A 13,481-nucleotide genomic window follows, 5' to 3' on the forward strand; every position below is an offset into this window, starting at 1 on the left:
CGTCTCCGTCGCTGCATTGCGCTTCGCGCCAGACTCCTCCGACGCGGCGCCCCGACCTCTCCTTGCGTTCCCGCCAACGGTTCTCGCGTCGAGAAGGTTAACGAACGATGAGCGCATTGGTGCGGATCGCATACTTCCGGGGTCGCAAGTCGTTCTAACCTCATCGGAAGGAGGCCGTGCTATGAGTCGTGGACTTTCAATTCTCGTCGTTGCCCTGTCCCTGATGTTGCTGGCCGGGTGTCGCATAGTTCCTGCGCCGGATCCGTTCCCGAATGCCACTGAGGTGGGCGCGACAACCGATCCCTTTGCTTCCGTGGCAAGCGGCAGTTTGCTGCCCGGTGAGAGCGTAATCTTCGAGGTTAGGCTTTCGACTAGTGAAGTAACAGAGACCCAGGCGGTGTACTTCGAACTCGAGAATTCGCTCGACCTCTATGTCTACAACTCGAACGGAAATTTGTATGCCTCGAGCTCGAGTTCCAACTTCTTCGCCACGGGGGAGGCCGGCATCCTGAGTGCCTCTCAGTCGTCCTTCGAACCGTTGGTCGTGACGCCGCTAAATTGTCGCGGGTCGTGCATTATCCGCGATTCTGACAGTTCGCGCTTCTTCGTAGAGGTGAGTAATCCATTCGGATCCACGACGAGCTTCACACTCTACGCCTACGTCGACCAGTATCAGGACTCGGGTGAGTTCGAGAACGACTCCCAGTTCTCACCCGTTGCAATTCCTCTTGGGGAGGAATCGGGGGCGATTGAGTCAATTGGAGACGTCGACTTTTACAGGCCACAAGTGCAGGGTGACCTTACTTTTAGTCTTAATGAAGGGGTTGTCATCGACATAAGGGCCGTTGTCATTGATGAGAGCGGTCGCGAAATTCCAATTGTGCCTGATGAGCCCACACTCGTGTTCCCTACTGACCTAATTCAAGTATGGGACGACGGTGATGACGAAGCCGCGGTGTCTGCGAATAGCGCGTACTACTTGACCTTGGATTAGGAATTGCGTTTGTTAGCTCGAGCGACAATCGGCCCGCTGCTACTACTTTTCGTTACCACTACAGCGGCCCTCGCGCAACGTTGCGAGCCTGAGTTGAGGGAGGCGGCGGGGGCTGTACCCGCCGACGCTCCGATAGGAGTCTTCGCAGCCGAGATGCTCTCGGCTGCGATTCATATCGTCGAGCCCGCGCTTCCGCCGCTCGCTTGGGCAGAGTCGCTCCCGCTGGAACCTGGCGAAGTGGGATACGACGCTGTCGAGTACCTCGCCGAACGGCGCCTCCTGCCCGACTCATGGTCGCCGGAGGAACTCTCTGCCTCCACCTGGGGCACCATGCTCGCGCGCTTCGTCAACTGGTACGGCATCGAGTCGGTGTCGTTCGAGGGGGAAGCGACGAGGGAATCGGTGATCCACGATCTGACGCAGGTCCTGGGCGAAGTCTCCCAAGCCGTGAGACCGCTGGTGCTGATCGCCGGCGACCGACAGGACGACTCCCGGATCGCCTTCCTGGGCCTGGTCTGGAACTGGACCGTCTATCCGCGGCTGATAGTGAAGAGACCGGATCCCGATCAGGATCTCTCGGACGGGTTCCGCGCGCTGCTCGACGAGATGAGCAACTGTGCCGTGGAGTTCGAACACTACATCTACGCGCCGGAGGAGACGGCGAGAAGGCTCTTCCTTTCCCATAACGACGCGAGGATGTACGTCATCGGCAGTGAACCGGCGGCGCCCGCCTGGCCGCTGCTGGTGCCCCAGGGTCAGGAGGAGGAGTTCTTCGCTTTCGAAGCCCCTGCGGTGAGCGACAGGGCGTCGTTCTCGGCGGCGTTCGACGGCGAGCAGCTACCGGTCACAACCCTCATGGCGATGCTGCCCCGCCTTCGAACCAACCTGCCGCCCACCCGCATCCCGGGTTTGCTTAGCAACCCGAACGCCAACTGAACGGGACAAACCCGAACGCCGACTGAAAGGGGACCGCCAGGAGCAGTCCCCCGTCGAGCGTTGACTCTCCTGCTAGGGCTGGGCGTTCCAGGGCTGGCTGCCCAGGAAGGCAGCGACGGCGTTCATGTCTTCCTCGCTTAGAGTGCTCGCGACGATGTGCATGGCGTTCGGATAGGCGTCACCGAAGTCGGGAACCATCGCGAAGGTATTGAGCATACTCACCAGGTAGCTGGGCGACTGTCCCGCGATCTGAGGTATGCCTGTCGCTTCGACCCCTTCGCCGTTCCTTCCGTGGCACACGGCGCAGGCTACCAGTCCTGCTTCGACGTTCCCCATGTGGAACAGCGTCGCGCCGCGTTCGACGGGGGCCTGATCCTGCGCTGCGAAAGGTTCTCCGGTCGTGCTCACCGTGGCGAGGTAGGCGGCCGCGTCCGCGATCTCCTGGTCGCTCAGGGCCGTGGCGACGGGGCCCATGACCGGACTGGGCCGGATTCCTTCTTTGAACAGCCACGCCTGGATCGCCAGGTATTCCTGGATCTGCCCGCCTATGCGGGGGAACGCCGGTGTGGTGGAGATCCCGTCGACTCCGTGACAACCGGAGCAGACCTCGCCTACGAGCCGCTCGCCGTTCTCGACATCGCCTTGCAGCATGAGTACCGGCGGAGGACCCTCTGGTGCCGGGGGTGGCCCACCCTCTTGCGCGAATCCGGAGACGAAGCCCAGGACGGCGACCGCAAACCCGAGACATGCCAGTCGAAACACCTTCCACCTCCCAGCGAACGTGGTTCACGGCTTTGCGGCCAAGGGATGAGGGCCGTGAACGAACTACTTGTCCTGCTGAGGCAGAATCTAGCACATGCCCGGCCCCGGGAAGCAGAATCTGTGGGGCACGCCGCGCACCCGTCGACCTGTCGGCTCAAGTAGCCCGGCCGGCCACCTCGGTTCCGGTCTTGAGGAGTTCGAGCGCCGCCCTCAGGATCGGGTCGGAAGCCGGTTCGACAGTTGCTACACCAGGGACGCTTACTCCCGTGACGTTCGCTTCGCCTGTGGGGTTCAGGGTGAAGCTGCCGTCGGGCCCGACCACCGCTGTGCCCACGACCTCTCCGCCGATCTCGATCACGACCTCGGCGCCGGGTGTAGCGCTCGATCCGAATACCAGCGGTCCTTCGGAGGGCCGCAGGTCCGTGACCAGCAGGTCGGGGGTGACGCCCGTTTCGTGTACCGACTCCCGCGACGGGCGCAGCCATTCGAAGCTGACGTACTTCAGTTCTCCTCCGCCCGGAAGGGGCAGCAGGTCCTGACCCACTCCCTTGCCGAAGCTCTGTTCGCCCACGATCAGCGCCCGCTCGTGGTCCTGCAACGCCGCCGCCACTATCTCGGAGGCAGAGGCCGAATTGCCGTTTACCAGCACGACCAGCGGCAGGTCGCGGGCGAAAGCGTCGGCAGAGAAGGCCCGCCGCGTTACCCCGCCCTTGCGTACGAAGAGGATGTCCCCTGCGGACAGGAACTCATCCGCAACCTCCACGCCCTGGGAGAGGTAGCCGCCGCCGTTGTCGCGCAGGTCGAGGATGAGCCTGTCGATCCCCGACCTCTCCAGTTCGTCCAGTCTCTCGCGCAGCTGCCGGATGACGAGTTGGTTCTCGAACGTCTCGATCCGCAGGTAGCCGACCCCACCGTCGAGCGTCGTTCCGCTCACAACGGGAATCGAGATGCGGTCCCTGGTGACGGCGATCTCGAGCGGTTCCTCGGCGTCCTGGCGCTTCACCAGGAACGTCACCTGTTGGCCGACCGGTCCGCGGATCAACTCGATCGACTCTCGCAGGTCCAGCTCCTGCACCTCGATTCCGTCCACGGCGAGCAGCCGGTCCCCGGGGCGCAGGCCGGCCGAGTGAGCGGGCAGGCCGAGGTAGGTTTCCACCACCACGCCCGGGTCGCCTTCGACCTTGTAGAAGACCGCCCCCACACCCCCGAAGGCCCCTTCGCGACTCCCCTCAAGGACGCTCAGTTCCTGCGGCGGGATGTACTCGGTGAAGGGGTCGTTCAGCGACTCCACCAATCCTGTGATCGCTCCCCTGAGCGCCGACTCCTCGTCGAACTCCCACAGGTAGTTGCTCCCCAGGACGTCCCGAACGGTTTGCAGCGACCTCCAGGCGGGACTGTCCTGAAGCGCGACCTGCCCGGCCGGAGCCAGCGTGAGCAGAGCCGCGACCAGCAGAGGCGCGACCAGAAGAAGCGTGCGGCGTGGCCGCGCCCGTCCGGTGTCGTCTGAGCCCTTCAAGAGCTATTCCGGCCCTTCCGCAGGCTGCGCAGGCCCAGGCAGAGGGCGGCACCGAAGCCGATCCCCACCACGAGACCCGATATCGTGTTCCTGCCCTCCTCGGGAGCGGCGAGCCAGGCCGCAGACGAGATGAGGCCGATACAGAGTCCGATTGCTACGGCCCCTCGGAGGGTTTTGAAGAAGGTGCGTCGGTCCATGAGAGGAAGAGTACGGGAGCGCTCGGAAGGTGGTCCATGCCCAGGGAAGCAAGCGACTCTTGGCGGAACGGAACGCCGCTCAGCCGCCCGAGCTGGTCAGCCGCGTCCCAGCAGTTCGTTCCCCGGTGCGGCCCTTCGTTCCCCAGGGAAGGTGTTGAGGAGATAGTAACGAGCCTCGTCGCCCCGTCCGGTCATGATGGCGGGCGGATGTACGTTGTGAGCGCGGAAGCCCAACGGATGAGTCGGATCGGACGGACCCTGCGCAGCCTCGGAATCGGTGTGGCCGTGTGGACGGCGCTGCTGCTCCTCTTCTCCACCCAGTATTTCGTGGGGCTCAGAGCTGGCGGGCACGAGGTGACCTGGTTCTCCCAGTTCCGCCGTGAACTTCCGGGCTGGGCGATGTGGGCGGTGGTCAGTCCCCTGATCTTCCTCGTCGCCCGGAGGCTGCCTCTCACCCGACCGCGGAACGTCGCGCTGCACCTCCTCATAGCTCCGGCGGTGTTCTTCCTCTACCTGCTCCTCTACAACCTGGTCATCGAACTGGTGCCGCTGCGACCCGATATCACCGCCGCTAGCATGAGCTTCGCGGAGATGATCTCGCAGAGCGCTCAGTTCAACTTCGCGACCTTCTTCCTCCTCTACCTCGGGGTGCTCGCGGTCTACCAGATGCTCGCCTTCCAGAGCGCGCTGCACCGGCAGGAGCTCGAGACGTCGCGGTTGGAGGCGAACCTCACCCGCGCCCGCCTGGAGTCGCTTCGGATGCAGCTCCAGCCCCACTTCCTCTTCAACACGCTGCACGGCATCTCTGCCCTCATAGAGGAGGACGGGCGCAAGGCGCGGCGGATGCTCACGAACCTCAGCGACCTCCTGCGCACTTCGATCGAGGAGGCCGAGGAGCTCATCCCCCTCTGTCGCGAAGCGGAGATCCTCGAGCGCTACCTGGCCATCCAGCGGATGCGCTTCGGTGACCGGCTGCGAACCTCGGTGGGCGTAGCCGAGGGGTGCGAGGAGTGGCTCGTGCCACGCTTCCTCCTGCAACCGTTGGCCGAGAACTCGATCAAGCACGGGATCGGCAGGAGATCCGAATCGGGCTCGCTCGAGGTGCGGGCCCGCTGTGAAGGGGGAGCGCTCGAACTCAGGGTCGACGACGACGGCCCTGGATTCGCCGGTACGGCAGGGTCGGGCCTCGGCCTCAGTAACGTCAGGGCCCGGCTCGACGCCCTCTACGGGAGCGAGTACTCGCTCGAAACGAGCAACCGGCCGGAAGGCGGGGCGGTAGTGACGATCCGTCTCCCGCGCGCGGTGGGCCCGTGAACCGACTTCGTGCGGTGGTCGCCGACGACGAACCGCTGGCGCGCCGGCTGCTCGAGGAGTTGCTGCGCCGCCAGGGAGATGTGGAGGTGGCGGCGAACTGCGCCAACGGCGCCGAGGCGCTCAGGGCGCTGGAGGAGGAGCAGCCCGATGTACTCTTCCTCGACATCCAGATGCCCGAGCTGGATGGTTTCGAGGTATTGGGCCGCTTGCCCCCGGCGCGAAGACCTGTCGTCGTCTTCGTTACCGCCTACGACCGGTTCGCGGTGCGCGCCTTCGAGGTGAACGCCGTCGACTATCTCCTCAAGCCGTTCGACGAGGAGCGCCTCGAAGCAGCACTGGGAAGGGTGCGGACGCGCCTGAGCCAGGCAAGGCCAAGCGGCAGTCAATTGGCCGAGGTCCTCGCCCAACTGCGGCCCAAGGGCTTCCAGACTCGCATAGCGGTTCACGAAGGGGACCGCATCTTCCTCCTCCCGGTCGAGCGGATCGACTGGATCGAGGCCGCCGGGAAGCGCGTGAAGATCCACTCGGCGAGCAGACAGCTGGCGGCGAGGGAGAGCATCGGCGCCCTGGAGGAGAACCTCGACCCGCAGAGGTTCGTGCGCGTGAGCCGGTCGGCCATCATAAACATCGACCGAATACGGGAGATCCAGCGCTGGTTCCAGGGTCAGTACATCTTGATCCTCGAAGGGGGCGAGAAGGTGACTACTACCCGCACCTACCGACCCGCGTTCGACCGGGTGCTCAAGGGCAGAGGCTGAAGGAGGAGAAAGTGAAGGTACTCGTCATCGGTGGCAGCTACTTCGTGGGAAAGCACTTCGTGGAGCAGGCGCTGGCGAAAGGGCACGAGCTGACTCTCTTCAACCGCGGCAACAGGCCGGCGCCACCTGGAGTGGTGTCGATCGAGGGCGACCGGAACGGCGACCTGAGTGAGCTGGAGCAGGGGAAGTGGGACGTGGTGCTTGATACCTGCGGTTACTTCCCGAGGCAGACTTCGGCGATGACGGCAGCCCTGGACGGACGAGTAGAGCATTACGCCTTCGTCTCCACGATCAGCGTCTACTCCGACCAGTCGAAACCGTACCAGGACGAGTCGGCCCCGACAATCGTGCTGGAGGACCCGACGGTCGAGGAGATCACCGCTCAGAGTTACGGCGGCCTCAAGAAGCTCTGTGAGGAGACGGTCGAGGCGGCGTTCGGCTCGTCGTGCCTGATCGTTCGCCCGGGCCTGATAGTCGGTCCGGATGACCCCTCGGACCGCTTCACCTACTGGCCGGTGCGCGTCGCCGAAGGCGGCGAGGTGCTAGCTCCCGGTTCACCCGAACTGCCGGTCCAATGGATCGATGTTCGTGACCTCGCGGCGTGGTTGCTGCTCGCCCTGGAGCGCAGGCTCTCCGGTACCTTCAACGCGGTGAGCGAACCCGACCGTTTCGAGCTGGGTCAGACCCTCGACACGTGCCGGCTGGTCTCCGGCTCGGACGCCCGGTTCACCTGGGTGGACGAGCAGTTCCTGCTCGAGCGCGAGGTGCAGCCGTTCATCGAGATGCCCCTCTGGATCCCGGGGGACCACGTCAACTTCTCGCGGGTCGACGGCGGTCGGGCGATCGAGCAGGGCCTCGTCATCCGAGGCGCCGAGGACACCGTGCGGGCGACCCTGGAGTGGCACCGGAGGCAGGAGGCGCGCGAACCCCGGGCGGGCATGTCGAGGGAGCGGGAGGCAGAGCTGCTGAGCGCCTGGAACGCGAGGGAGTCGGTGCGGAGCTAGCAGGCCCCCGGGGAATCGGTGAGGCCGCAGCCGCGCCGGGACACCGGCGCAGTCCTGGTTGGCGCTCGTCGCGCTCAGATGCGGTTCAGTTCGTCCCGCATCACCAGCGTCGCGGCGCGCGACAGCTCGGCGAAGTCATCATCGACGCTGCGATAGGTGAGCGAGCGGGAGGCGCTCACCACGGCCGCGCCACCGTCGGCGAAGGCAGAGGCGACCGACTGGGCAGTGCCCCCCTGGGTGCCGTAGCCCGGCACGAGCAGCAGGCTCTGGGGCAGAGCCGCCCTGATGCGAGCTAGCTGCTCGGGGTAGGTGGCCCCGGCCACCACGCCCAGCGGCGTGTAACCTCTTTCGTCCAGCGTCTCCTGAGCGAGGCGCGCGATCCTGGCGCTCAGGTGCTCCCATAGAAGTTCGCCCCCTTCCAGGCGCAGGTCCTGCAGGTCGCCGGAACCCGGGTTGGAAGTCTTGAGCACTATCAGCACGCCACGGCCGCTCTCACTGGCGAGGGCCACGAAAGGTTCGAGGGTGTCGAACCCGAGGTACGGATTGACGGTGAGGGCGTCGGCGTTGAACACGCCATCGGCCAGGTAGGCCCGGGCGTACGCTGCGGAGGTCGAGCCTATGTCGCCCCGTTTGGCGTCGAGGATGACGGGAACACCGGCTTCCTTGATGTCGGCCAGGAGTTGAGCGAGGGCGATGAGCCCGGGGATGCCCAGCACCTCGAAGAAGGCGCTCTGCAGCTTGTAGCAGGCGACCAGGTCGCTGGTGGCTTCGATGATCCCCTGGAAGTAGTGGACGACAGCCCGGGCGGTCTTGGCCGGATCGCCGTCGAACCGTTGCGGGTTCGTGAGCGGATGGGCTTCGGGGCGCGGGTCTATACCCAGGCATACGCGGGTTTCGAGCTCCCGACTCCGCTGGGCAACCCGCTCGGCGAATGAACGGGCGAAGGCCCCCTCGCTCAACGCTTGACCTTCCGGCTGGCCTTCTCCTGCCGGCGGCGCTGCGCCCGGTTGAGCGGCTGGCGGCCCCGTCCGGCGCCCGCTCCCGGTTGCGAGCCAGCGGCGGCGGCAACGGGGGAGGCGGTGGTCGGTGCATCTCCGGCGGCTTCGGCCGGGTTCGAGTAGACGAGCCGGCCGCGCTTGCCGTCGCCGCGCTCCAACGACCCTTCGGCCTGCACCTGGACGCGGAAGAGCAGCTTGGCGACGTTCAGGCGGATGTTCGACTTCATCTCCTCGAACAGGTTGAACGCCTCGAAGGCGTACTCCTGCAGCGGATTGCGTTGACCGTAGCCACGCAGGCCGATGCCCTGGCGCAGCACGTCCATGTTGTGGAGCTGCTCCTTCCAGTGCTGATCGACCACCTGCAGGACGATGAAGCGTTCCAGCTGGCGCAGCAGTTTGGCGCCCAATTCCTCCTCGCGGGCCTTGTAGGCCGCCTCGAGTTCGGGGACCAGCTTGTCGGTGGCTTCGTCGGGATCGAGCCCGCGAAGGCTTTCGAAGTCGAACTTCTCGAGGGCCGGGGCGGCTTCGAGCACGCCGGCGCGCAGGGCTGCGATGTCCTGCTCCTCGGGCTCCAGTTCGGGGTTGAGGTAGCTCTGCACCTGGGAGTCGACGTACTCGGCGATCATGTCCTGTACGTCCTCCGAGATGTCGTTCCCCAGGAGGATCTCGCGGCGTTGAGCGTAGATGACCTCGCGCTGCTTGCTCATGACGTTGTCGTACTCGAGCAGCTGCTTGCGGATGCCGAAGTTACGGTCCTCCACGCGCTTCTGGGCGCGTTCGATGGCGCCGGTAACCATCCGCGCCTCGATCGGCTGGCTGTCGTCCATCCCCAGCCGATCCATCATGTTGAGAACCCGGCCCGAAGCGAAGATGCGCATCAGGTCGTCCTCGAAGGAGACGTAGAAGCGGCTCGAACCAGGGTCGCCCTGACGACCGGCGCGACCGCGCAGCTGGTTGTCGATGCGTCGCGACTCGTGCCGCTCGGTACCGATGATATGGAGGCCACCGACGGCGACCACCTTCGCGTGATCAGCCTCGGCCTCGTCGCGCAGCCGCTCGAGTTTGCCCAGGACGTCCTCGGGAAGCTCCTGGATGCGAGCGGCGATCTCGCGTGCCTCGTCCATCTTGCGGAGCATCACCGACTTGATTAGCAGTTCGGTGTCCGAGTCGTAGCGCTCGAACCCCTCGCGCTCCAGCAGCTTCCGCGCGAGCATCTCGGGGTTGCCGCCCAGCACGATGTCGGTACCGCGGCCGGCCATGTTGGTCGAGATGGTGACGGCGCCGCTGCGGCCCGCCTGGGCGACGATCTCGGCCTCCTTGAGGTGATGTTTGGCGTTGAGAACCTGGTGCTCGATGCCCTTGCGCTTGAGCATCCGCGAGAGCCGCTCGGAGGCTTCGATCGTCACCGTGCCCACGAGTACCGGTTGGCCGGTGGCGTGCACCTGAGCGATCTCTTCGATCACCGCGTCGTACTTGCCGTCGAGGGTGCGGTAGATGATGTCCTCGAAGTCCTGGCGAACCACCGGCTTGTTGGTGGGGATCACCAGCACGTCGGAACCGTAGATCTCCTGGAACTCCTTCTCCTCGGTCTTGGCAGTCCCGGTCATGCCGGCGATCTTGTCGTAGAGCTTGAAGAAGTTCTGGTAGGTGACGGTGGCGAGGGTCTGGTTCTCGCGCTCGATCTTCACGCCCTCTTTCGCCTCGATCGCCTGGTGGAGACCCTCGCCGAAGCGCCTTCCCGGCATGAGCCGGCCGGTGAACTCGTCGACGATGACGATCTGCCCGGCCTCGTCCTTCACGTACTGCTTGTCGAGGTGGTAGTGCTCCTTGGCGCGCAGCGCCTGCCGCAGCATGTGGCCGAACTCCATGTTCTTGGTGCCGAAGATGTCGTCGATCCCCAGCTCCTTCTCGGCCCTCTCGATGCCTTGCTCGGTGAGGTGGACGTCCTTGGTCTTCTCGTCGATGGTGTAGTCGCCCGTGGGCTTGGAGTTCTCGTCCTCGGCCGGCTCACCCCGTTCGAGTTTCCGGGCGAGCGTCGCCATCGTGTAGTACTTGTCCGTCGCGAGCTCGGCCGGCCCCGAGATGATGAGCGGCGTGCGGGCCTCGTCGATGAGGATCGAGTCCACCTCGTCGATGATGGCGTAGTGCAGCGGACTCTCCTCTCGCAGCACCAGCTGTTCCGGACGGAACGCCATGTTGTCGCGCAGGTAGTCGAAGCCCAGTTCGCTGTTGGTGATGTAGGTGATGTCGCTGCGGTAGGCGGCGCGCCTCTGGTCCGGGGTGTTGGTGTTCTCGATCACCCCGACGGTTAGCCCTAGGCCGCGGTAGACGGGTCCCATCCACTCGGCACCGGTGCGTGCGAGATAGTCGTTGGTCGTGACGAGGTGAGTTCCCTTGCCGGTGATCGCATTGAGGGCCAGCGCGAGCGTGGCGACCAGCGTCTTGCCCTCGCCGGTCTTCATCTCGGCCATCTTGCCGTAGTGGAGGGCCGCTCCACCTATGAGCTGCACGTCGTAGTGGCGCATGCCCAGGTTGCGCTTGGCCGATTCGCGTACCAGCGCGAACGCCTCGGGCATCAGTTCCTCGAGTTCCTCGCCGCCGTCGAGGTGTCGCTCTCGGAGCTTCGCGAAAGCCGCCTTGAGGTCCTCGACCTGCTCCATCTGCGCTTCTAGCTCGTTGACCGCGGCGACGATCTCTCGTTCGACCCGTCTTACCTCGCGATCGTTGTTGTCGAACAGTTTCTGGAAGAATCCGACCATTCCCGACCTTTCTCGGAAGTGCCTGCTTGGAACGCCCGGGAGACAGTCTCCGGGCGGCGCTGCCGCGGACTAACGTCGGCTGTTGGGGAGGCCGAAACTTCCGATAAGCCGGCACACGGGAGCGCCAGAACGCATCTCGTAAGTCTATCACGGCTCCCAATTCGGCTCGGGTAGCGACTAGGCGATCGGCCGCCAATTTCCTGGCTCCCCGCTTCAGGGAACCTCGATCAGGGTAAGTGCGTTGGAGCCGTACCGCTTGACCTTCCCGGGGAGAGGTAGGTCGAGATCGCTGGGGTGCTGGAATATGTAGACGCCGCCCGCGGCTGCCGGCGCGGCGTCGTGGATCGACGCAAAGATCTCGACGAGGTCGAGGGGGTAGGGCGGAGCCGCGAACACGACGTCGAAACCGCTGCGCTCCCGAACGAACTTCAGGGCGTCCGCGCGTACTACTTCGACTTCGAGCCCGAGCGCCCTGGCGTTACGGCCGATCACGGCCGCCGCCTCTCTGCTCAGGTCGACGCAGGTCGAACTCCAGCCTCGACTGGCCGCCTCCAGTCCTATCGCACCCGATCCGCTGAAGAGGTCCAGGAACTCCCCCGGCTCCCGGAAGGCGAGGATATCGAACAGCGCCTCACGGAGGCGACTGGGGGAGGGGCGAGTTCCGCGGCGGGGCGTCTCGAGGGGGCGGCCGCGAGCGCTTCCGCCTATGATCCGGGGCTTGGACATCGAGGAGTCATTGTCGGGGGTTTCGACGGAGGCTGCAAGTTCTGTGGTTAGTCCATCCGTGAGGAGCATCCTGTCCAGGTACTTCGGCAACTCTCCGGAGTTCTGATTGGGTCTGCAGATGGACTACGATCTCGATGTCGCGCGCGACGATCTTGGTGACAGGCTCGACAGAGAAGTCATGCCTGCCTCAGGCTGAGCTCGGTTCATCCGCGGATCCTAAGCGATTCTCTCATGCCGTGGTCGTCGAGATAGGCCAGCCACTCGACTACGGTCAGTTCGCCCAAGTCGTTGTGTCTTACTGTCGTCATCAGGTCCACGTCCTGGTCTTGTAATTCGCGGGCCAGCGCCAATGTCCCGTTTCGCGTCTCGCGGAATGCCAGCCTGAGGTCTTCGATCGAAGCGTCCTCAGGCAAACGGTAACCGCGGTACGAGTCGATCTGCAGGGGAGCACCCATGGCGACTCGCAAGCGGCTCTGCCCCCACCGCTCGATTCCTGTTACGTGGTTCATCGCCTCGCGATTTGCGGGCGTGTCTTTAGCGTCGGCGAAGCGCTTCGCGACAACTTGCTTCGACTCCTCGAGGCGCTCGATGGCAGCCGACAGCGGTAGGTTCTTCGCCCGGCGCCTCGTATAGGGCCGTAGGAACGCGCCGACGATCCGTTGAAGCGTGCTCATGCCTCTCCTCCTTCTGAGCAGATGGTTGGGCGTGTCCTGTTGAATTGACAAGCGCGGCACCGTCAACCCGACAAGCAGCCGGCCTCCGACTCTCACCGTAGTCCGATGGGCCGCTATCGGGAGGTAGGTTCGGGCCGGTGAAGTAGGTGGTGATACAGCAGTGAAGCGGCCACCGAGCCCGCGAACGGCGCCAGCCAGTAGATCCACGACTGAGCCAGGTACTCGGGGCCGGCGAACAATGCCGGTCCGAAATGACGGGCGGGATTCATCGCCGCGCCTGTGAGCGGCCCGCCCATGAGGATGTCGAGGGTGACCGTCAGGCCGATGAAAAGTCCGCCCACCGCGGGTTCGGCCCGCACCGCGGCCGTTCCGAAGATCACGAACATGAGCAGGAACGTCAGCACGGCCTCGATGACGAAAACCTGGGCCGCAACCAACTCCGGCCCGGGAGTGGGTGTTCCTACCGCGATCGGCAGCACCTGATCCTTCAGAGTCAGGAGGAGCAAGCCGGCGGCGACAGTCGCGCCGACGAGTTGAGAGACGACATAGGAAACAGCGTCGCCGACACCTATCCGACCTGTGACTAGAAGACCGACGGTAACCGCTGGGTTCAGGTGCCCTCCCGAGATGGCAGCTGTCGCGGCGACCATCACGGCTATTGCCAGACCGTGCGCGAAGGCGACTCCCAGCAGGCTGGCATCGTTGGCGATTGCGCCGACGCCGATGAAAACCAGAGTGAACGTCCCGATCGCTTCTGCGATCATCGCTCTCAAGTTCATGGTTCCTCCCAAGTCCCGGAGATTGTAACTAGCAGCGGAGGCAGTCAAACGGCAGCGAGACGCA

Annotated in this window: 13 protein-coding genes; 5 read left to right on the top strand and 8 right to left on the bottom strand. The window is 64.7% G+C overall.

Annotated features, from left to right (window positions below):
• Positions 1 to 181 precede the first annotated feature (181 nt).
• A complete protein-coding gene (locus tag VF168_10210) occupies positions 182 to 994 on the top strand; it encodes a hypothetical protein (GenBank protein ID HEX7004545.1) in 813 nt (270 codons plus the stop codon).
• Positions 995 to 1,231: 237 nt separating this feature from the next.
• The gene (locus tag VF168_10215; protein HEX7004546.1) at positions 1,232 to 1,930 is read left to right on the top strand and encodes a hypothetical protein; all 699 of its coding nucleotides are present in this window, start codon (positions 1,232 to 1,234) and stop codon (positions 1,928 to 1,930) included.
• A 72-nt stretch (positions 1,931 to 2,002) separates the two neighbouring features.
• Here the strand turns inward: VF168_10215 and VF168_10220 are convergent, their stop codons facing one another.
• The 3 genes from VF168_10220 to VF168_10230 all read right to left on the bottom strand — a co-directional run bounded on the left by VF168_10220 (position 2,003) and on the right by VF168_10230 (position 4,405).
• Complete coding sequence (locus tag VF168_10220) at positions 2,003 to 2,692, bottom strand: c-type cytochrome (GenBank protein ID HEX7004547.1); 690 nt, start codon at positions 2,690 to 2,692, stop codon at positions 2,003 to 2,005.
• Positions 2,693 to 2,846: 154 nt separating this feature from the next.
• On the bottom strand, positions 2,847 to 4,208 hold the full coding sequence (locus VF168_10225) for a S41 family peptidase (GenBank protein HEX7004548.1): 1,362 nt from the start codon (positions 4,206 to 4,208) through the stop codon (positions 2,847 to 2,849).
• On the bottom strand, positions 4,205 to 4,405 hold the full coding sequence (locus tag VF168_10230) for a hypothetical protein (protein ID HEX7004549.1): 201 nt from the start codon (positions 4,403 to 4,405) through the stop codon (positions 4,205 to 4,207). Before VF168_10230 ends, VF168_10225 begins: the two co-directional genes overlap by 4 nt.
• A 237-nt stretch (positions 4,406 to 4,642) precedes the next feature.
• Between VF168_10230 and VF168_10235 the strand changes: the two genes are divergently transcribed.
• From VF168_10235 to VF168_10245, 3 genes are read left to right on the top strand one after another with little or no spacing between them, the layout of a single operon-like run.
• Positions 4,643 to 5,719, top strand: a complete 1,077-nt coding sequence (locus tag VF168_10235; GenBank protein HEX7004550.1) for a sensor histidine kinase — start codon at positions 4,643 to 4,645, stop codon at positions 5,717 to 5,719.
• Positions 5,716 to 6,477, top strand: a complete 762-nt coding sequence (locus VF168_10240; GenBank protein ID HEX7004551.1) for a LytTR family DNA-binding domain-containing protein — start codon at positions 5,716 to 5,718, stop codon at positions 6,475 to 6,477. The genes VF168_10235 and VF168_10240 overlap by 4 nt, the downstream gene beginning before the upstream one ends.
• Positions 6,478 to 6,488: 11 nt before the next feature.
• On the top strand, positions 6,489 to 7,481 hold the full coding sequence (locus tag VF168_10245) for an NAD-dependent epimerase/dehydratase family protein (GenBank protein HEX7004552.1): 993 nt from the start codon (positions 6,489 to 6,491) through the stop codon (positions 7,479 to 7,481).
• A 74-nt stretch (positions 7,482 to 7,555) separates the two neighbouring features.
• Here VF168_10245 and pyrF read toward each other — a convergent pair whose 3' ends face one another.
• The 5 genes from pyrF to VF168_10270 form a co-directional block, all read right to left on the bottom strand.
• Complete coding sequence (pyrF, locus tag VF168_10250; protein ID HEX7004553.1) at positions 7,556 to 8,440, bottom strand: orotidine-5'-phosphate decarboxylase; 885 nt, start codon at positions 8,438 to 8,440, stop codon at positions 7,556 to 7,558.
• Positions 8,437 to 11,238, bottom strand: a complete 2,802-nt coding sequence (gene secA, locus VF168_10255; GenBank protein HEX7004554.1) for a preprotein translocase subunit SecA — start codon at positions 11,236 to 11,238, stop codon at positions 8,437 to 8,439. Before secA ends, pyrF begins: the two co-directional genes overlap by 4 nt.
• Before the next feature lie 213 nt (positions 11,239 to 11,451).
• A complete protein-coding gene (locus tag VF168_10260; GenBank protein ID HEX7004555.1) occupies positions 11,452 to 11,964 on the bottom strand; it encodes an RsmD family RNA methyltransferase in 513 nt (170 codons plus the stop codon).
• A 203-nt stretch (positions 11,965 to 12,167) separates the two neighbouring features.
• A complete protein-coding gene (locus tag VF168_10265; GenBank protein ID HEX7004556.1) occupies positions 12,168 to 12,638 on the bottom strand; it encodes a hypothetical protein in 471 nt (156 codons plus the stop codon).
• Positions 12,639 to 12,751: 113 nt separating this feature from the next.
• Positions 12,752 to 13,417, bottom strand: coding sequence for an aquaporin (locus tag VF168_10270; protein HEX7004557.1), 666 nt, complete (start codon positions 13,415 to 13,417; stop codon positions 12,752 to 12,754).
• Between the last annotated feature and the right edge of the window lie 64 nt (positions 13,418 to 13,481).

The organism is Trueperaceae bacterium, from assembly GCA_036381595.1.
Classification (GTDB): domain Bacteria; phylum Deinococcota; class Deinococci; order Deinococcales; family Trueperaceae; genus DASVCN01.